This is a genomic window from Rhizobium sp. KDH_Rht_773_N (genome assembly GCF_052946295.1).
Map to the genome: position 1 here is coordinate 686,841 of NZ_CM129525.1, position 17,468 is coordinate 704,308.

The 17,468-nt window shown below is 65.0% G+C and carries 19 protein-coding genes; 5 read left to right on the top strand and 14 right to left on the bottom strand.

Annotation, left to right across the window (positions count from 1 at the left end):
• The first annotated feature begins 50 nt into the window (after positions 1-50).
• The gene (locus ACU8HS_RS03585; protein ID WP_447015414.1) at positions 51-1,022 is read left to right on the top strand and encodes an oxidoreductase; all 972 of its coding nucleotides are present in this window, start codon (positions 51-53) and stop codon (positions 1,020-1,022) included.
• Here ACU8HS_RS03585 and ACU8HS_RS03590 read toward each other — a convergent pair.
• From ACU8HS_RS03590 to ACU8HS_RS03600, 3 genes are all read right to left on the bottom strand, one after another.
• The gene (locus ACU8HS_RS03590; RefSeq protein ID WP_447015415.1) at positions 1,009-2,631 is read right to left on the bottom strand and encodes an ABC-F family ATP-binding cassette domain-containing protein; all 1,623 of its coding nucleotides are present in this window, start codon (positions 2,629-2,631) and stop codon (positions 1,009-1,011) included. The genes ACU8HS_RS03585 and ACU8HS_RS03590 overlap by 14 nt on opposite strands.
• A gap of 122 nt (positions 2,632-2,753) precedes the next feature.
• Positions 2,754-3,092, bottom strand: a complete 339-nt coding sequence (locus ACU8HS_RS03595) for a DUF1491 family protein (protein ID WP_113413632.1) — start codon at positions 3,090-3,092, stop codon at positions 2,754-2,756.
• A 37-nt stretch (positions 3,093-3,129) separates the two neighbouring features.
• Positions 3,130-4,578, bottom strand: coding sequence for a methyl-accepting chemotaxis protein (locus ACU8HS_RS03600; protein WP_447015416.1), 1,449 nt, complete (start codon positions 4,576-4,578; stop codon positions 3,130-3,132).
• 329 nt (positions 4,579-4,907) lie between these two features.
• Here ACU8HS_RS03600 and ACU8HS_RS03605 point away from each other — a divergent pair, with 329 nt between their 5' ends.
• Complete coding sequence (locus ACU8HS_RS03605) at positions 4,908-5,837, top strand: calcium-binding protein (protein WP_447015417.1); 930 nt, start codon at positions 4,908-4,910, stop codon at positions 5,835-5,837.
• 56 nt (positions 5,838-5,893) lie between these two features.
• Here ACU8HS_RS03605 and ACU8HS_RS03610 read toward each other — a convergent pair whose 3' ends face one another.
• Positions 5,894-6,868 carry an oxidoreductase gene (locus tag ACU8HS_RS03610; RefSeq protein WP_447015418.1) on the bottom strand — a complete coding sequence of 325 codons (975 nt, stop codon included), beginning with the start codon at positions 6,866-6,868 and terminating at the stop codon, positions 5,894-5,896.
• Positions 6,869-6,923: 55 nt separating this feature from the next.
• Here ACU8HS_RS03610 and ACU8HS_RS03615 point away from each other — a divergent pair, with 55 nt between their 5' ends.
• Positions 6,924-7,991, top strand: coding sequence for an AraC family transcriptional regulator (locus ACU8HS_RS03615; protein WP_447015419.1), 1,068 nt, complete (start codon positions 6,924-6,926; stop codon positions 7,989-7,991).
• Between the two features lie 72 nt (positions 7,992-8,063).
• On the opposite strand, the gene ACU8HS_RS03620 is transcribed toward ACU8HS_RS03615, so the two are convergent.
• Complete coding sequence (locus ACU8HS_RS03620; RefSeq protein ID WP_112756553.1) at positions 8,064-9,017, bottom strand: peptidoglycan-binding domain-containing protein; 954 nt, start codon at positions 9,015-9,017, stop codon at positions 8,064-8,066.
• Entirely contained in the window at positions 8,989-10,527 is a 1,539-nt protein-coding gene (locus ACU8HS_RS03625) for a sensor histidine kinase (RefSeq protein WP_112756555.1), read from the bottom strand. Before ACU8HS_RS03625 ends, ACU8HS_RS03620 begins: the two co-directional genes overlap by 29 nt.
• 450 nt (positions 10,528-10,977) lie before the next feature.
• Here ACU8HS_RS03625 and ACU8HS_RS03630 point away from each other — a divergent pair, with 450 nt between their 5' ends.
• Both ACU8HS_RS03630 and ACU8HS_RS03635 read left to right on the top strand, forming a co-directional pair.
• The gene (locus tag ACU8HS_RS03630; RefSeq protein ID WP_112756763.1) at positions 10,978-11,508 is read left to right on the top strand and encodes a DUF5330 domain-containing protein; all 531 of its coding nucleotides are present in this window, start codon (positions 10,978-10,980) and stop codon (positions 11,506-11,508) included.
• A gap of 209 nt (positions 11,509-11,717) precedes the next feature.
• Positions 11,718-12,140 (top strand): SufE family protein, encoded by a 423-nt coding sequence (locus ACU8HS_RS03635; protein ID WP_112568643.1) that lies wholly within the window; start codon positions 11,718-11,720, stop codon positions 12,138-12,140.
• An 89-nt stretch (positions 12,141-12,229) separates the two neighbouring features.
• Here the strand turns inward: ACU8HS_RS03635 and ACU8HS_RS03640 are convergent, their stop codons facing one another.
• From ACU8HS_RS03640 to ACU8HS_RS03675, 8 genes are all read right to left on the bottom strand, one after another.
• Positions 12,230-12,655 carry a YciI family protein gene (locus ACU8HS_RS03640; RefSeq protein WP_112568641.1) on the bottom strand — a complete coding sequence of 142 codons (426 nt, stop codon included), beginning with the start codon at positions 12,653-12,655 and terminating at the stop codon, positions 12,230-12,232.
• A gap of 385 nt (positions 12,656-13,040) precedes the next feature.
• On the bottom strand, positions 13,041-13,472 hold the full coding sequence (locus tag ACU8HS_RS03645; protein ID WP_112568639.1) for a MucR family transcriptional regulator: 432 nt from the start codon (positions 13,470-13,472) through the stop codon (positions 13,041-13,043).
• Between the two features lie 437 nt (positions 13,473-13,909).
• Positions 13,910-14,242, bottom strand: a complete 333-nt coding sequence (mnhG, locus tag ACU8HS_RS03650; protein WP_112568776.1) for a monovalent cation/H(+) antiporter subunit G — start codon at positions 14,240-14,242, stop codon at positions 13,910-13,912.
• A gap of 2 nt (positions 14,243-14,244) precedes the next feature.
• Positions 14,245-14,556: a cation:proton antiporter gene (locus ACU8HS_RS03655; RefSeq protein ID WP_112568637.1), complete on the bottom strand. Its 312-nt coding sequence runs from the start codon at positions 14,554-14,556 to the stop codon at positions 14,245-14,247.
• The gene (locus ACU8HS_RS03660) at positions 14,553-15,032 is read right to left on the bottom strand and encodes a Na+/H+ antiporter subunit E (RefSeq protein WP_112568635.1); all 480 of its coding nucleotides are present in this window, start codon (positions 15,030-15,032) and stop codon (positions 14,553-14,555) included. The genes ACU8HS_RS03655 and ACU8HS_RS03660 overlap by 4 nt, the downstream gene beginning before the upstream one ends.
• Positions 15,029-16,576, bottom strand: a complete 1,548-nt coding sequence (locus ACU8HS_RS03665) for a Na+/H+ antiporter subunit D (RefSeq protein ID WP_112756557.1) — start codon at positions 16,574-16,576, stop codon at positions 15,029-15,031. The genes ACU8HS_RS03660 and ACU8HS_RS03665 overlap by 4 nt, the downstream gene beginning before the upstream one ends.
• A 40-nt stretch (positions 16,577-16,616) precedes the next feature.
• A complete protein-coding gene (locus ACU8HS_RS03670) occupies positions 16,617-16,994 on the bottom strand; it encodes a Na+/H+ antiporter subunit C (protein ID WP_112568631.1) in 378 nt (125 codons plus the stop codon).
• Positions 16,994-17,413: a Na+/H+ antiporter subunit B gene (locus ACU8HS_RS03675; RefSeq protein WP_112756559.1), complete on the bottom strand. Its 420-nt coding sequence runs from the start codon at positions 17,411-17,413 to the stop codon at positions 16,994-16,996. The genes ACU8HS_RS03670 and ACU8HS_RS03675 overlap by 1 nt, the downstream gene beginning before the upstream one ends.
• Positions 17,414-17,468: the final 55 nt, after the last annotated feature.

Here is a 17,468-nt window from a genome sequence, read left to right on the forward strand (position 1 = left end):
GATGGTCTAGGTCTAGCCTCGACCACTGACGAAACAGATGCGAGGATTTGATGCCGACATCCCAATATCCCCTTCCCTCCGGGTTCAGCCGCGCAACGACGGCAGCAGAAGCGCTCGGCCATGCCGATCTCACCGGCAGGCTTGCCGTCGTCACCGGCGGTTATGCCGGCCTCGGCCTGGAGACTGTGCGCGTGCTGTCGAAGGCGGGGGCGTCGATCGTCGTGCCGGCGCGCGATACCGCCAAGGCCGAAGCGGCGCTCAAGGGCCTGCCGCGGATCGAGATCCGCCCGCTCGACCTTGCCGACCCGGCTTCGATCGATGCTTTCGGGCAGGAATTTGCCGCCAGCGGCCGGCCGCTCGATCTTTTCATCGGCAATGCCGGCGTCATGGCCACACCGCTTGCCCATGACGGCAGAGGCTTCGAGCGGCAGTTCGCGACCAACCATCTCGGCCATTTCCAGCTTGCCGCATGGCTCTGGCCGGCGCTGAAACGCGCCGGCAATGCCCGCGTCGTGGCGCTGTCGTCGGGCGCGCATCGCTTCTCGGCCATCGATTTCGACGATCCGAACTACCGGCACCGCCCCTATGATGCCTGGAAGGCCTACGGCCAGTCGAAGACCGCCAACGCGCTCTTCGCGCTCGAACTCGACCGGCGCGGGGCGGAACACGGCGTGCGCGCCTTCTCGGTTCACCCCGGCTCGATCAGGACGGAACTGACCCGCTACGTCTCGGACGCGGATATGGAGGCGATCGGCTTCCGCGATGCCGACGGCAATATCCCGGCGCATATCGCCGCCCTCTTCAAGACGATCGAACAGGGTGCGGCGACCACGGTCTGGTGCGCGACGAGCCGCCAGCTCGACGGCATGGGCGGCGTCTATTGCGAGGATTGCGACATTGCCGAGGCGCTGCCGGCCGACACGAAGGAGCTGCGCGGCGTCATGCCCTGGGCGATGGACACCGAGGCGGCCGCACGGCTCTGGACGCTCAGCGAAAGGCTGCTCAGCATCACCTTCGCATGAGCCTTTCCCGGTCGGATTGATGCGCCCGGCCGGGCAGTTCCAGCCGGCGCGTGATGCCGACCATGTCCAGGAACACCGCGTCATGGCTGACGATCAGCAGCGCGCCGTCATAGGCCCTGAGACCGGCTTCGACGGCGGCGACGGAATCGATGTCGAGGTGGTTGGTCGGCTCGTCGAGGATCAGCAATGACGGCGGCGTCGCGCCGCCGAGAACGCAGGCAAGGCCGGCGCGCAGAAGCTGGCCGCCCGACAGGGTCGAGACGATCTGCAGCGCCGCATCGGCCCGGAACATGAAGCGGGCAAGTGCGGCGCGGCAGGCATTCTCATCCGATTGCGGGTTCAGACGCCGGAAATTGTCGCGGATCGAGGCAGCGGGATCGAGCAGGCTGACGCGCTGGTCGAGCATGGAGACGGAGGCCAGCACATGGACCGCTCCCTCCCACGGCTGCAGATCGCCGGAGACGAGCGCAAGCAGCGTCGTCTTGCCCGAGCCGTTGGGGCCGGTCAGGGCGATGCGTTCGGGGCCGGATATATCGAAGGAGAGTTTGCGGATGACGGGCTCGCCCGCCGTGTAGCCGGCCGTGACGGCATCGATCTTCAGCACCGTCCGCGCCGGCGGCAGGCCGGTCGACGGCAGCCTGACGGAGAGCGGCTGCAGGACCTCGATGCGCCTGCGCGCCTCCTCGGCATCGGCGAGCGCCTGCGCGTGACGCCGCTCGGCAAGTCGGGCATTCTCGCCGCTGGTATTCTCCGCCTGCCGTTTCAGGCCGCCGGCGACGATGCGCGGCATGTCGCCCCGCGCCGCCTTCCTCTTGCCGGCGCTGTCCTTGCGGGCCTTGCGCTCGGCCGTTTCCTGGGCGCTGCGGGCCACGTCCGCCACGCGTTTCCTGGCATCGGCCAGATCGTGCTCGGCGGCGGCAAGCTCCAGCGCCTTGCGGGCGCGGTAATCGCTCCAGTTTCCGCCGTAGCGGGTGGCGCCGAGCGTCGTCAGCTCGACGATGGCGTCCATCGTCTCCAGGAGCTCCCGGTCATGGCTGACGACGAGCGCACCCTGGCGCCAGCCGCCAAGAAGCGAAATCACCGCCTGGCGCCCGTCCCGGTCCAGATTGTTGGTCGGCTCGTCGAGGATGAGGAAGTCCGGCTCCTCGAAGATCAGGGCGGCAAGGGCTGCGCGGGTGCGCTGGCCGCCGGATAGCGCGGCCAGCAGCGTCTGCGGGCCGGCCGCAAGGCCCGATCGTTCCAGCGCGGCTGCGACGCGGGCTTCGAGCGTCCAGTCGGCAGCCGCAAGCTCGTCGGCGCCCGCCTGCCCGCTTTCGGCGCGCGCGAGAACGGCAAGCGCCTGCGTGGCACCGAAGAGATCGGCAACGGTCTCGTCCGGCCGGACCTGCACGCTCTGGCGCAGGATGCCGATCGTGCCGCTGACGGCAACGGAGCCCGTCTGCGGCTGCAGCTCGCCGGCGATCAGCTGCAACAGCGTGCTCTTGCCGACGCCGTTGCGGCCCACGAGGCCGGTGCGCTCGGCGCCGAAGCTCAGGTCGATATTGGAGAAAAGCGGCCGGCCGTCAGGCGTGGACCACGAAAGATCGGAAAGGGTAACGGATGCAGGCATGGAAATCCCCGATGGCAAGGCAAATTGGCGTTGCGATCAGGTTCGTATCCATGGAGCACCGTCCTGCTGGTATTGCGGATGGCGGCAAAATAGCCGGGAACCGGCGTCGATTCAAGGCGGGGTCAGCCGGCGAGCGGAATGAGGTCCGAGATCTCGTCCGCTTCCAGCTCGACGATCCAGAGGTCGGGATCGAACTTGCGCTCGCGCTCCAGCATCTCGCGCACGCTGTCGGGCTCGGCGCGTTCCAGCCTGATTTCGAACAGGCGCTCGCCGCTGCTCTCCTCGTCGAAGAAACTCTGCGGGGCCGGCGCATAGAGGGTTTCGAGACCGTCGCGGAAGCGCTGGCGGATGAAGATGGCGCCGGCTTCCTCCGCGCCCTTCTTCTCCACGGCGGCAAAATCGCCCGCCGAGAAGACCCTGCGGACAAGAGCGGAAACGTAGATATCGGCGCGCAATCTCATCGGCGCGGTATAGACCGCGCGGCCGGTGGCGGCAACGCTATACCTTCACCGCCAGCCGCAGCCCGCCCCAATGCCGGCCGCCGACGGTGATCGGGGCAGAAATATCCTTCATCATGACGAAATTGCCGCCGCCCATGTCCCGCCGGTAGGTCTGGACGAGGAAGGGCGCGGTGCTCCTGCCGGCGGCAAGGCCGACGCGATCGTTGAAGATGCGGCGATTGCGGCAGTTGGCCGTGTTCCAGACCGTATCGCCCGGCCGCTGCGGCTCGGAGAACTTGCGGTTATGGGTCGGCAGGTAGCCGTTTTCATCGACGGCGGCGCAGAAGGCGATGCGCTCGTGCGAGGCGGCGACCGGCTCCTGGATCGGCGGCAGAAGGCGGTCGGCAAGTTCGGTGAAGGGGGCCATCATCTGCACCGGGTCGGTGCCCGGTATCGGCTGGTACTGGCGGCTGAACAGGCTCTCCATGCCGATCGCGCCTTCTGCGACGGCCCGTTCCAGAACGGAGGATATCTGGCCGGCGACGGATTGGGCCTGTTCGATCCAGTGGCGGTCGGCGGTCTCGACGCCGGCGCTCGCGGTCAGCTGGATCAGCGTTTCCGACAGGCCGACGACGCTCTCGACGCGTTTTGCCGCCTGCTGCAGCCGGCCGTTGGAATCCAGCACCTCTGCGGACATTTCGCCGAGCGTGGCGACGAAGCCGGCGCAATCGCGGTCCACCGCCTCGGTCGTATTGGCCATGACGGCGGAGGAATCGAGGATGCGGGTGATGACATGCTCCATGCTTTCGAAGGCGCCGCGCATCGCCTCGGACTTTTCGCTGACGCCGGCAGCGCTCTTGCGCGCCCCGCCGCCGACGGCCGAGAGACGGTCGATCTTAACGCGCAGCTGCTCCAGCGTTTCCTGAATGGAGCCGGTCGCCTTGGAGGTCTGCAGCGACAGGGCGCGGATCTCGGAGGCGACGACGGCAAAACCCTTGCCCGCCTCGCCGGCGCGGGCGGCCTCGATTGCGGCGTTGAGCGCCAGAAGATTGGTCTGGCGGGCGATGGTGCCGATTTCGGCGGCCACCTTGTCCACGTCGGTCAGCGAACGGGAGAAGCCGGCAATTTCCGTGCTGATCTCGTCCGAAGACTGGACCATGTGCCGGATTTCCTCGACCGAGCCGGTGAGGCGAGCGGCCGATTCCTTCAGCATGAGCCGCGCCTGCGTGGCGGTGCTGTCTGTCTCGCGCAGCGAAACGGCGACGGAGCGGTTGGTTTCAGCGATGGAAAGGGCCGCGCGGGTGACGTCGTCGAAGGCGGCGGCATGGCGGGCCGACATCGCCGCCATGTCCTGGATGGCGCCGGCTATGTCGACGAGGTCGACGCCGAGCGTGGAGGCCTCTTCGGCAAGGCGCGAGAGGATATGGCGCAGCGCCGCGCGATCCGGCCCATCCGGCTCCTCGGCCGCATTTGCGGCATTCTCCCCCACCGCCTTCAACGCCTGCATGATCGAGCTCCCCCAAGCTACATTAGGGAAGCTTCAGACAACGTGGTTAACAATTGGCTAAGAATGTCGCGGCTTATACTTAGGTCGCATGGCCGCCGTGCTTCGGCCGTTCCTTCAGCTCGGCGTCAGGCGGGCCGCAATTCCAGCCCGCTGGACTAAATGACACCGGACAACCACAAGTGACATTCAAGATTCCGTATATCTCGTTTTGCGTTTATTAACGAACCGCCACCTAGAGTCGTATTGTTATTTTTGAAGCGAGCATGACGCTTTGCAATCAGCTGGCGCTCCAGGCTTATGATGGCTCCCGACGCCCTTGAGGAAGCACCATGACGTCGATTTCTTCGATTCATCATTCTGCTGCTTTAACCTTGCTGAAGGGCATGCGCTCCAATCAGGAACGGAACCCCGCATCCGCCAGCGGCATCCTTGACGCAGCGACCGTGGCGGGGCTTTTGCCCGACGCATGGGATGCATCTGGAAAGATCACCAAGATCCTGCTCGAAAGTGGTCAATTGATCGCCGGCGGTGCCGATACCGACCTTGTCGGAACGGACGGCGATGACATTATGAAGGGCGGGCTTGGCAGTTCGATCAGCGGCGGAGCCGGAAACGACTACATCTTTGCCGGCGGCTTCAACGCGGTAAGCGGCGGCGAAGGTGACGACAGGATCATCGCACGCGGCGGAGCCGACATTACCGGCGACGGCGGCGATGACCGCATCACCGCCTATACCAGACACAATACCGTCAGGAGCGGTGCCGGCAACGATACGATCGATGTCGGTTCGGACAGTGTCGTAGATGGCGGAGAAGGAGACGACTGGATCGTCGCACGCGCCAATAACGTCCTAACCGGCGGCGCGGGTGACGACACGATCCTGCTGACCGAAAATCGCTCCGAGACTGGTTCCGTCGTCAAATATGCGGCGGGCGATGGCAACGACAGGCTGAGACTCGCGGGATCTGACGCGACTCTGGAGCTGGGCGAAGGAATCTCTGCCGGCAACACGCATATTGAGATCGGCGACAACAAGGCAACCATCACATTCGATGGCAGCGAGGGTGACAGTATCACAGTTGATCTGAGGGATGGCTCCTCGCTGACGGTGAAGTTTGCCGACGGAAGTTCGCAGAAGATCAGCTCCGACCCCAACAAGGAATACCAGTCCCAGATCGAAGCGACGCAACTGCAGGCTGCTCAAAAACAGCCGGACCCGGCGGCCGTGGCAGCACTTCGGGCCTACAGCCACGACTAGCCGGCCGCAGATCCCCGGCGCGCGGCCGGGGATGGCGTGGAGCGCGGGCCGTTCCTTCAGCTCGGCGTCAGGCCCGTCAGTCTTTCACTCATCTGCCAGAGCCGTTCGGCAAGCTCCGGGTCGGTCGCCCAGGGGCGCACGCCGAGCATCGCGTCGGAATCGGCGGGCACGGCCGTCGCGATATCGCAGTTTTCGCAATAGACGCCGCCCATGCCTTCGAGCTTTTCGCTGACGGCGCACCAGATGGTGGTCGCCGCTCCCTGGGCGATGGTCTTCTTGTTGTTTTCGGGGTCGATGACCGGGTTGCCGTCGGCATCGACAAAGCCCGTCGATTGCAGATATTCGCGCGACTGGTGGCGGACGAGATCGGTCGTGACGATGCCGCCCGGATGCAGCGAGAAGGCGCGCACGCCCTCCCTCGCCCCCAGAGCGTCCAGGGAGACGGCAAAGAGCGCATTGGCCGTCTTCGACTGGCCGTAGGCCGTATAGGGCTGGTATTGCCGGTTCTCGAACATCGGATCGTCGAAATCGACGCAGGCGCGGATATGGCCGCGCGAGGAAACGGCGACGACGCGGGCGCCTTCCGCCTTCACCAGCGCCGGCCAGAGGCGGGCGGCAAGCTGGAAATGGCCGAGATGGTTGGTGGAAAACTGCGATTCGTAGCCGCGGCTGTCGCGCGTCAGCGGATTGGCCATGACGGCGGCATTGTTGATGAGCAAACGCAGCGGCTCGCCCCCTTCCAGGAAACGGTCGGCGAAATCGTCGATCGTGTCGGGGTCCATCAGGTCCATATAATCGAGTTTCAGACCCGGAACGATTTCGGCGGCCGCCCGCGCCTTCTCGATATTGCGGGCGGGAACGATGACCTTGGCGCCGGCTGCCAGCAATACACGGGCAGTTTCGAGGCCGAGGCCGGCATAACCGCCGGTGACGATCGCCACCTTGCCGGAAAGATCGTGGCCGGCAATCACCTCCTGCGCCGTGGACGCTGCGCCGAAGCCGGAGCCGATGGGAGCCTGGGGAGTGGACATGGACTGTCTCCTTTTCTGTCTGGAGAAGATCTATGTCCGGCAGGCGGGATTCTGAATGCTTGTAAATCCCGATTTCTTGCGCCATCGTACAAAGATGACAAGCGATCCGCTCTCCGAAATGCTCAACCTGCTCGACGCCCGCTGCCTGATGGCCGGGGGGCTGATTGCCGGCGGCGCCTGGGCGCTCGCCTTTCCGCAGCCGAACCGCATCAAGATCAGCGCCGTCGCCAAGGGGCGCTGCTGGCTGGCGCTCGACAATGGCAGCGCACCGATCCTGCTCGAAGCGGGCGACGTGATATTGCTGAACGGCAAGCATTCCTTCGTGCTGGCAACGGATCTGGCGCTGACGCCCACCGACGCCGTGACCGCCTTCCGGGAAAAGAGGGTCAACGGCATGGCGCGCCACGGCACGGGCGAGGATTTCCTCTATATCGGCGGGCATATCGCGCTCGGGCCGACCGGCACGGAGCTGCTGCTCGACGTGCTGCCGCCGGTCATCCATGTGCGGGCAGCCCTTGCGGAAGCCGGCGTGCTGCGCTGGCTGCTCGACCAGCTGGTGCGGGAAATGGCGGCGGGCAAGCCGGGCGCGTTGCTGGCCTCGGCCCAGCTTTCGCAGCTCATCTTCGTGCAGGTGCTGCGCGCCCATATCATGACGTCGGAGCCCTTGACGGTCGGCTGGCTGCGCGCCTTCGGCGACGAGAAGATCGCGCCGGCGCTGAGGCTGATGCATTCGGACCCGGCGCATGACTGGCAGCTGGGAGAGCTTGCGAAATCGGCCGGCATGTCGCGTACCAGTTTTGCGCTGCGCTTCAAGACGGTGGCCGGCGTCGCCCCGCTGACCTATCTCACCGCCTGGCGCATGCGGCTGGCCGAGCGCGCCCTGCGCGAGGGCTCCATGCCCGTCTCCTCGCTGGCGCTTTCGCTCGGCTACACTTCGGAAAGCGCCTTCAGCAACGCCTTCAAGCGCGTGACCGGCATCGCGCCGAAGCGCTACCGAACCTCGGCCGCCATCGATATCGGGCCGATCGAAGAAGTGGTCGATGTCGAAGGGCGGGCGCCGACGGCAGATTACCGGCCGCCGCGGCCGGCTGCCGCTTCGCCGGGGGCGGCACGGCAGGGCTGAGCCGGCCGCGCCGGCGCCATCGACGGCAAACGGGCGTTGCCGCAACAATCGGACGGTTTGCGGAGCCGCCGCTCAGAGCGCGCCGATTTCCTTGAGCTTCTTCAGCACGGCCTCGCTCGGCTCGCCGTTCTCCGGCAGATTGTAGTGCTTCTGGAAATGCCGGATGGCGGCACGGGTCTGTTCGCCGGCGACACCGTCAACGCCGACATTGGCATAGGCCATGTTGGTCAGGCCCTTCTGGATCTTCAGCACCAGATCGACACTGGAAACGCCCGACAGCGGAACCTGTTTCGGCGCGGCCGGCGCCGTCTTGACGCTCTTTTCGGCGCTGCGGATGGCGGCTGCGACCGGGTCTTCCTCCGTCGCCTTGGAGGTCACGTCCTCCGGCGGCTTCTCGACGGGAATGGTCGAGGCGCCGGCGGCATCGGTTCTGAGCGCGGCGAGAACGTCCGGCGTCGCTTCGCCGCTTTGGGCCATGCCGACCGTTTCCTCGAAGAAGAGAATGGCGGCGCTCGTGCGCGGGCCGATGACGCCATCGGCATTGCCGTTATAGAGGCCGCGGCGGATCAGCTCCTTCTGGATATCCATGACGAGCTGGCTCGGCTGCGGGCCGGCCGCGGCAGGCGGCGGCGTCGTCTGGGTCGTGGCGGCGGCATCGTCCGGCCGCTCGATGCGGAAGGTGGTGACATCGCCCTGCAGCCCGGCCTGCGGGCGGAAGCCGATGGCGTTCGGCGCGTCCGGATCGCGCGTGCGGAAGATCGGATGCGGATGCGCGCCCGGCTGATACCAGAGCGCGTTGGCGGCCACGAAGGAGAAGATGACGACGAAGGCGATCGTGCCGCCGGCAACGGAGGGATTGCGGCCGATGACGCCGCCGAGGGCGCCGGCGCCCTGAAGGCCAAGACCGCCCAGCGCGGTTGCGCCCTGCAGGCCGACGCTGCCGAGTGCGGCCGCACCGGTCATCAGAAGGCCCGGCTGCTGCCGGCCTTTCCTGCCCTTAGGCGATTTTCGCTTGCGCGCGGCCATCGAAAAGCCCCTCTTCCAGTTCTGCGGCACCCGGCGTGCCCTTCAGCCGCGGCGGGAACTCGACCGTTTCGGCGTGGCCGCTATCTTCTGCGGCCGGCGCTCCCGAACCGTCCGCCGCAAGCTCGATGGTGATGATCGTGCCCTCGCCCGGCTGGCTGGCAATGGCAAAATGGCCGCCATGCAGGGCGACAAGGCCCTTGACCAGCGAGAGGCCAAGACCCGTGCCCTCGAATCGGCGGGTATAATCGTTCTGGATCTGGACGAAAGGTTGGCCGAGCGTGGCGAGCCTGTCGGCGGGAATGCCGATGCCGGTATCGCTGACCGTCAGCTTGAGGATGCCGTCGCGCATGGCCGCATCGACCGTGACCACGCCGCCGGCCTCGGTGAATTTCACCGCGTTGCCGACGAGGTTGATGAGGATCTGCTGCAGCGCGCGCTGGTCGGCCACGACCTCGCCGATGCCGCGCTGGACGCGGCTCGTCAGCGTGACGCCCTTGCTCTTGGCCTGCAGCGCCAGCATCGATTCGCAGGAGCGGATCGACGCGCCGATATCGAAAGGCTCCAGCATCAGCTCGTAGCGGCCGGCCTCGATCTTGCTCATGTCCAGCATCGTGTTGACGACGGACAGAAGATGCGCGCCGGATTCGCGGATCAGGCCGGCATATTCGCGCTGGCGCTCGTTCTCGAACTTGCCGAAATATTCGCCGATCAGGATATCGGAAAAGCCGAGGATGGCGTTGAGCGGCGTGCGCAGCTCGTGGCTGACGGCGGCAAGGAAGCGGGATTTGGCGTCGTTGGCCGATTCCGCGTCAGCCGCGCGCGTCTGCGCCTCGGCGCGAAGCCGCTGCTCCACCGAAACGTCGTGCAGCTGGGCGATGACGGCCGAAAGCGTGCCGTCGATATCGCGCCGCGCCGTCATGTCCACCCGCAGGTAGGCGAACTGCCTGTTGTCGCGCGAGACGGAGGGACGCTCCAGCCGGAGATCGACGACCGCCTTTTCCTCGCCCTGGCGCAGCGCGTCCAGCGCCTGCAGGAAGAGGATGCGGTCGGAAACATGCACCTGCTCGAGAAAGCCGCGCCCCTTCAGGTCGCGCATCCAGCAGACATAGTCGCGCTTGTCGCGGCCGCCCGTCACCGTCACGCTGCCGTGCGGATCGAGGAAGAGCACGAGGCCGGGGCTCATCTCCAGGAAGAGATCGTCGGCACTGGCTGCGGCCGCCGCATGGGGAATGGCCTGGCGGGCGAGCGCGATAGAGCCGACGGCGGAAAAGAGGAAGGCGGCGCAGACGGTGGCGACACCGGCCGGCAGCGCCACAGCCGGGCTGGTGACGAGCGAGAGGCCGAGCGGAGCGGCAACAAGCGCGGCAGAGGAGAGGAAGACGAGACGGCGCAGGATGGCGAGCTCGCTCTGGCGCACGGCTTCGCCGCCGCTCGTGCGGGAAAGCCAGCCTGCCGCTGCCCGGTCCACGAGGGCTGTCGCCCGGCCGCCAATGTCACTCAATACACGCACGCAATACCTGCCCGAAAAGGCCTTTCACTACCCCGGACAATAGGCCCCCGCGGCTTAAGGAAAGGATAAGGCAAAGTCGCCTTCCACAGCCCAAAAACGCTAAAAGTCCCATTTTGGGCCATCCGCGCAGCTCTTTGAATTTTGTGGTTAATAGCAGGTAAGCGACGGATTTTCCTCATATTTCAGCATCGCGTTAACGCTTGTGGCAAAGCGGCGGGCCAAAAGCCCAGCAATTGCAGGCGGCGGCTGCCACCATGCTTAACGGCAGTGGATAGAATTTGAGTGAAATGCCCCGAAAATACCGATCATTAAAATTCGAATTAAATTTGCCGCAAATGCCGACAAGTTTCGAAAAGCGGCATTCGCAACTCGGCGGTAAGGTGCAGACACACCGGACAACCGGCCCGATTCGGCGACAAGACCGGACGGGAAAACAGGATGGGCAAGACAATGTGGTTTCTGATCAAAGGATCATTCTGGTTTGGCCTCGTGCTCGTCGCACTCTCCGTTTTCTCTTCGGAGAGCGCCGACAAGGACGGCCGCCCGCAATTGCAGCTTTCCGACGCCTTCACGGCGGCAAGCGGCGCCTATGACTATCTGACCGGCATGTGCTCCGAAAAACCCGAGGTCTGCGCCAAGGGCGGAGAGACCCTGACGGCGCTCGGCTACCGGGCGCGAGAAGGCGCCCGTGTCGCCTACGAGCTGCTCGACAGCCAGTTCAGCGACGACGCATCCAAGCTCGCTTCGGCAAGGACGGCCGTGCCGCCGGCCTCCGTGGCGCTCGCTGCCCCTTCCCTGCCGGAGGCCGTCGCCGGCACGGTGCGCGAGGCGCAGGCCGCGCTGAACCAGCCGATGCCGCACCTGCCGCAGCCCTACCGCCCGCCGGTCGACGACGGCGCGCAGGTCGTCACCGGCACGATTTCGGCCGGCGCCGTTCCGGCCCGTCCGATCCCGCTGCCGACGCCGAAACCGGCCATCTGACCGATATCGCGGGCGATCCGCCCGCACCCCAGCTTGCATCGGTGGTCCGCATGACGCGGAGATGCCCCATGCCTGACGTGCCTGCCCTGTTTATTTCAGCAGTTTGCTGCGCCGCGAGGATGCCCATCCCTCGCGGCGTTTCTTTTTAACGGTTCAAATCCGGGGTCGCTTCGCCTATATCAGACGGTAACAGCGAAAGGCCTGACAGAATGGCAACCCTCGACCAGATCATCGACGACTTCTCCTTCCTGGACGATTGGGAAGACCGCTACCGATATGTCATCGAACTCGGCAAGGCGCTGCCGGACCTGGCGGACGAGAAGAAGACGTCCGAGAACAAGGTCATGGGCTGCGCCAGCCAGGTGTGGCTGGTGACGCATACGGCAGGCAATCCGGACAATCCGGTCATGACGTTCGAAGGCGATTCCGACGCGCATATCGTGCGCGGGCTGGTGGCCATCGTGCTTGCCACCTATTCCGGCAAGACGGCATCCGACATCGCCTCGCTCGACGCTTTCGAGATCTTCTCGAAAATCGGCCTGACGGAAAACCTGTCCTCGCAGCGCTCCAACGGCTTGCGTTCGATGGTCAACCGCATCCGCGAGGAAGCGCGCGTGCGCGCCGCCGCCTGACAGGCGGATATTCCCGAGCTGCAATGCGATCGGGTCAGGCGCCCGCAGGAAACCCGCCGGGCGCCTGACGATAACGTCTGTCGACAGGGTTATTTGCCGTCGGCCATCCGTTCGCGCAGGCGCTCCTCCTGCTCGGCAAGCTCCGGCGTGAAGGCCTCGCCGAAATCGGCCGCTTCGAAGACCGGGCGGATCTCGATTTCGCTCGGGCCGGGCATCGGATTGGGGCAGCGCTTGATCCATTCGACCGCTTCATCCATGTCCTTGACCTGCCACAGCCAGTAACCGGCGATCAGCTCCTTGGTTTCGGCGAAGGGGCCGTCGATGACCATGCGCTTCGGACCGTCGAAGGCGACGCGCTTGCCTTTCGAGGACGGATGCAGGCCCTCGCCCGCCAGCATGATGCCGGCATTGACCAGATCCTCGTTATACTTGCCCATGGCTTCCAGAAGCTCGGTCGTGGGCATCACCCCCGCTTCGCTGTCTGCCGTGGCCTTGACGATCACCATTACGCGCATTGTCTCTTCTCCTCTTTTGGGCGGCGCATCAGCGCCCGCCTGTCGTCAACTTGCGCAATTCCGGACGCAAAACCGCTACGCACTTTTGCTGGAATTGCTCTTTCCCTCACGCAATTCCGGACGCAAAACCGCTGCGCACTTTTGCTGGAATTGCTCTTTCCCTCACGCAATTCCGGACGCAAAACCGCTACGCACTTTTGCTGGAATTGCTTATGAGACGGATGGGCAATCGCCGGGCCGACATTTCTGTCGCGTTTTTTGAAGATAAATGGCTTTGTTTTCTGACGACCGATGAGGCGGCCGAAAGTCTTCGCAAAAGGACCTGCCAGAGACGAAAAAGCCGGGCACCAGGCCCGGCTCTTCGTATCGTCGATCGTTATGATGGTCAGGCGCGGCCGCGCTTGCGGCGCTGGCCCAGACCCATTTCCTTTGCCAGGCGCGAGCGCGCTTCGGCATAGGCCGGGGCGACCATCGGGTAGTCGGCCGGCAGGTCCCACTTCTCGCGATATTCTTCCGGCGCGAGATTGTGATGCGTCATCAGGTGGCGCTTCAAGGACTTGAAGTTGCCGCCGCATTCCAGGCACGTAATCTGCTCGTCCTGTACGGACTTGCGGACAGAGACTGCGGGCTTCTGCTTTTCGACGACCGCTGCCACCGGCTGCGGTACGGATGTGTTGCTCAATGCCGAGTGTACGTCGGAAATCAGATTGGCCAGGTCGCTGACCGGGACAACGTGGTTGCTGACATAGGCCGCGACGATATCGGCCGTCAGTTCCACAAGCAGCTCCGGCGCATTGCCGGTCGCCATATCCGTCATATTCTTTCTCCTGTTAGCATGCTCAAACGGTCCTTCTCCCAAAAGACGAAGAACCCTCTTCGTAGAGCCAAACAGCAAAAGAGCAGACTACAGCCTTTGTTTCGAAAAACCGGAAATCCACCCCTAGATTCCGAAGACCGTACTCAGCGCCAATACTGCCTGAAGGTGAGCTACTACGTATTCTTCCAGGCCGCCACCCAGTTAGACATTGGCAATCAAGGCTAAGGGACTTGGAAGCAGTACGATTCTAATTCACAATCAGAACTCTACTTGAATTTTCAAATACCATCGTTTTCCCAAAAGGCCAATTATTAATTGCGATTTTCCTAGAAAAAAAGTCCATCACAAAGAATTGGTCAGCAGCTCCGCAAGCTTTACTCGTGCTTCCAGTGCATAAGTTTGCATAAATTGCTTGAACTTCCGAGTAGCCCTCGCCTTCAGCGCATTCGCATATCGTCACGTACTGAGATATCGGCCGGAAAATGCCCCGTTATATGCGATGCTCTCGCAAGAAGGTGAGCAGAAACGGGCGCCGTCAAGATGAAGAAAAGGAAACCGGCCAGCGCTCTTGCAAATACGGCAAGTTCGCCCGAGTAAAGACCGGCGGCAAGCAGCAACAGGCCGGAGCCGACCGTGCCGGCCTTCGAGGCGGCGTGCATGCGCGTGTAGAGGTCCGGCAGGCGCACGAGGCCGATCGCCGCCACAAGCGCGAAGAACGCGCCTGCCAGCAGCAGGGCGGCGGTGAGGACGGCGAGCGCGTAATCCGCCACCATCAGCGCCTCCCGCCCGTGCCGGCATCCTTTTCCCGGGCGCGCGACAGCACGAAACGGGCGAAGGCGACGGTTGCCAGGAAGCCGACGAGGCCGAGCGCAATGGCGATATCGATATAGAGCGAGAAGCCGGTGCGCACCGCCACGACGGCGATGAAGCCGATGGCGATGCCCGTCAGCATGTCGAGCGCCAGGATGCGATCCGGCAGGCTGGGGCCGGCAACGACCCTCCAGACGGTGACGAGCAAGGCGAGACAAAGGATGGCGAGCGCTGCGACGGCGGCGGCGGAAACGATGGCGGCGGGCGTTATCATCTGAAGGCCTCCATGATGCGGCGTTCGAAGCCGGCGGCGATATCGCGCCGGACCGCGTCCGGGTCGGCGCAGTCCAGCGCATGCACATAAAGCGTGCGCCGGTCGGCGGAGACATCGACCGAGAGCGTGCCGGGCGTCAGCGTAATGAGATTGGCAAGCAGGGCGATCTCGAAATCCGTCCGCGCCGAGAGCGGGAAAGCGAGGATGCCGGGCGCAAGCCGCATATGCGGCGAAAGCACCGTCAGCGCCACCCGCCAGGCCGAAAGCGCCAGTTCCTTCAGGAAAAGGCCGGCCAGCAGCAGCAGGGACAGGGGGCGGATGCGGCGCGGCAGCGAACGCCGGGCAAAAGCCTCGCGCATGACGGCAAGCGACAGCAGCGAGAGCGCAAGGCCGAGAACGAAATTATGCGGCGAGGCGCTGCCGGTGACGGCCACCCAGGCAATGGCAAGCGGCAGGCTGAGGAACAGGACGATCATCGCACGGTCCCTTCCGGAAAGACGGAGAAAATATAGGCCGAGGGATCGGCAAGCCCGTCGGCGGCCGAGCGGGCAAGCTGCAGCACCTGTTCCGGCAGGACGCCGAAGCCGATGACGAGCACGGTCAGCGCGGCAAGCGGCAGGCCGTCCGTCCAGCCGGTGCGCACCGGCGGCAGCGCGAGCGGGGCCGGCCGCCAATAGGCAAGCAGGAAGACGCGGCCGCAGGCGATCGTCAGCAGGAAGCCGCCGAGCAGCACCGCGCCCGCCAGCCACCAGGCGCCGACATCGAGCGAGGCCTTGACCAGCAGCACTTTCGGCCAGAAGCCGGAAAAGGGCGGCAGGCCGCAGGCGGCCAGAAGCAGCATCAGCGAAACCGCGGCAAACCAGCCGTTCTGGCGGTAGAGGCCGCCGAGCGCGGCCAGCGAGAAGGAACCGCCCCGCCGGCCCGCCTCGCCGGCCAGCAGATAGAGCGCCGTCATCAGCACCACCGAATTCAGCGCGTAGACGATCGCCCCGCCGAGACCTTCCGCCGTGGCGAGCGCGGCGCCGACCAGCATGTTGCCGATGCCCGAGATCACCACATAACCGAGCAGGCGGCGCAGGTCCGTCTCGGCGAGCGCGCCCAGCGCACCGACGACGATGGTCAGGGCTGCGACGATGGCGATCAGCAGGCTGAGTTCGTCGCGCTCGGTCGGCAGCAGCATGACGAGGACGCGCAGCAGCGCATAGATGCCGACCTTGGTCAGCAGGCCGGCAAAGAGGGCGGAAACGGCGATGCGCGGCGTGTGATAGGAGGCCGGCAGCCAGAAATTGACCGGAAAGGCCGCCGCCTTCATGGCGAAGGCGAGCAGGAAGAGGCAGGCGAGCGTCATCAGCGGCGCCGTGGCGCTCAAGCCCGCCGCCCGCTCGGCGATATCGGCCATGTTGAGCGTGCCGAAGCTTGCATAGAGGATGCCGACGGCGATGAGGAACAGCGTCGTGGCAATCAGGTTCAGCACCGCATATTTCAGTGCGCCGTCGATCTGCGCCCGCTCGGAGCCGAGAACCAGCAGGCCGAAGGAGGAGATGAGCAGGACCTCGAACCAGACATAGAGGTTGAAGATATCGCCGGTCAGGAAAGCGCCGGTGACGCCGGCCATCAACAGCATCAAAAGCGGGAAGAAACCGTATCGCCGGCCGCTTTCGGTCGTATCCGAGAGCGCATAGATGCCGGCGGCAAGGGCGGCGACGGCAGCGGCAAGCGCCATCAGCGCGCCGAAGACATCCACGGTAAAGGCAATGCCGAAGGGCGGCAGCCAGCGGCCCATGACCATGGTGAGCGGGCCGTGCCCGACCACCTGCCGCAGGAGGGCGGCGTCGAGGGCGAGCAGGAGAACGAGGCCGGCGATGGCGATCCATGCCTGCAGGCGGGGACGGCCGCGCAGCATGAGGAGCAGCGCGCCGAGACTGATGCAGAGCGCGACCGGCAGGATCGCCAGCCAGTGGGCCGCCGGGACCGGGGCGGTGAGCATGGCGGCCGAGAGGTCGGTGACGGGGGCCGCCATCAGGTTGTGCCTTCCTTGAGCATCCGAATCTTGCTCGCCATCAATACCCCACAGGCGGCAGCGGCCGCTCTTCCGGTTCGGCGTCGTGCATGCGGGTCGTATCGTCGGTTCCGAGTTCTTGGTAGGCGCGGTAGGTCAGCACCAGCAGGAAGGCGAGGAAGGAAAAGGAAATGACGATGGCCGTCAGGATCAGCGCCTGCGGCAGCGGATTGGCGGCCGCCGGCGGCAGCGTGTCGGCGCCGGCGGGGATGATCGGCGGCACTTGGCGCGTCAGCCGCCCTGCCGTGAAGATCAGCAGGTTCACGGCATTGCCGAGAATGGCGATGCCGAGCATGATGCGGATCGAGAAGCGCGACAGGATCAGATAGACGGCGGCCGAAAAGAACAGGCCGACGAGGATGGCAAAGAGCGCTTCCATCAATCCACCTCCCGTTCTTCCAGCGCCAGCGCAATCGAGACGACGGCGCCGAGCACGACGAAATAGACGCCGAGATCGAAGAGCATGACGCTGGAGAGCGGCACTTCGACGCCCGCCAGCACCGGATAGACCCAGAGCCCGGTCATGAAGGGTACGGCAAACAGAATGGAGATGAGCCCGGCAAGGCAGGAGAGCAGCAGGCCGAAGCCGGCAATCGCCAGCGGGTGGAAGCGGATCGCCCGGCGGACCGCATCCACGCCGAAGGCTATGCCGTAGATCGCCAGGGCCGATGCGGCAATCAGCCCGCCGATGAAACCGCCGCCCGGCTCGTTATGGCCACGCAGCAGGATGAAGACGGAAAAGAGCAGCATCAGCGCGGTGATGAACGGGGCGACCGTGCGGAAGATCAGGGTGTTCATCGGGCACCTCCGCGTCGCTGTGTAACAGACACGACGGACAGCGGAAGGCAGGTTC

Excerpts from the sequence above, each read along its gene's own strand:
- ACU8HS_RS03585 (WP_447015414.1), top strand. The coding sequence starts at position 51 with ATGCCGACATCCCAATATCCCCTTCCCTCCGGGTTCAGCCGCGCAACG.
- ACU8HS_RS03590 (WP_447015415.1), bottom strand. The coding sequence starts at position 2,631 with ATGCCTGCATCCGTTACCCTTTCCGATCTTTCGTGGTCCACGCCTGAC.
- ACU8HS_RS03595 (WP_113413632.1), bottom strand. The coding sequence starts at position 3,092 with ATGAGATTGCGCGCCGATATCTACGTTTCCGCTCTTGTCCGCAGGGTC.
- ACU8HS_RS03600 (WP_447015416.1), bottom strand. The coding sequence starts at position 4,578 with ATGCAGGCGTTGAAGGCGGTGGGGGAGAATGCCGCAAATGCGGCCGAG.
- ACU8HS_RS03605 (WP_447015417.1), top strand. The coding sequence starts at position 4,908 with ATGACGTCGATTTCTTCGATTCATCATTCTGCTGCTTTAACCTTGCTG.
- ACU8HS_RS03610 (WP_447015418.1), bottom strand. The coding sequence starts at position 6,868 with ATGTCCACTCCCCAGGCTCCCATCGGCTCCGGCTTCGGCGCAGCGTCC.
- ACU8HS_RS03615 (WP_447015419.1), top strand. The coding sequence starts at position 6,924 with ATGCTTGTAAATCCCGATTTCTTGCGCCATCGTACAAAGATGACAAGC.
- ACU8HS_RS03620 (WP_112756553.1), bottom strand. The coding sequence starts at position 9,017 with ATGGCCGCGCGCAAGCGAAAATCGCCTAAGGGCAGGAAAGGCCGGCAG.
- ACU8HS_RS03630 (WP_112756763.1), top strand. The coding sequence starts at position 10,978 with ATGTGGTTTCTGATCAAAGGATCATTCTGGTTTGGCCTCGTGCTCGTC.
- ACU8HS_RS03635 (WP_112568643.1), top strand. The coding sequence starts at position 11,718 with ATGGCAACCCTCGACCAGATCATCGACGACTTCTCCTTCCTGGACGAT.
- ACU8HS_RS03640 (WP_112568641.1), bottom strand. The coding sequence starts at position 12,655 with ATGCGCGTAATGGTGATCGTCAAGGCCACGGCAGACAGCGAAGCGGGG.
- ACU8HS_RS03645 (WP_112568639.1), bottom strand. The coding sequence starts at position 13,472 with ATGACGGATATGGCGACCGGCAATGCGCCGGAGCTGCTTGTGGAACTG.
- ACU8HS_RS03655 (WP_112568637.1), bottom strand. The coding sequence starts at position 14,556 with ATGATAACGCCCGCCGCCATCGTTTCCGCCGCCGCCGTCGCAGCGCTC.
- ACU8HS_RS03660 (WP_112568635.1), bottom strand. The coding sequence starts at position 15,032 with ATGATCGTCCTGTTCCTCAGCCTGCCGCTTGCCATTGCCTGGGTGGCC.
- ACU8HS_RS03665 (WP_112756557.1), bottom strand. The coding sequence starts at position 16,576 with ATGGCGGCCCCCGTCACCGACCTCTCGGCCGCCATGCTCACCGCCCCG.
- ACU8HS_RS03670 (WP_112568631.1), bottom strand. The coding sequence starts at position 16,994 with ATGGAAGCGCTCTTTGCCATCCTCGTCGGCCTGTTCTTTTCGGCCGCC.
- ACU8HS_RS03675 (WP_112756559.1), bottom strand. The coding sequence starts at position 17,413 with ATGAACACCCTGATCTTCCGCACGGTCGCCCCGTTCATCACCGCGCTG.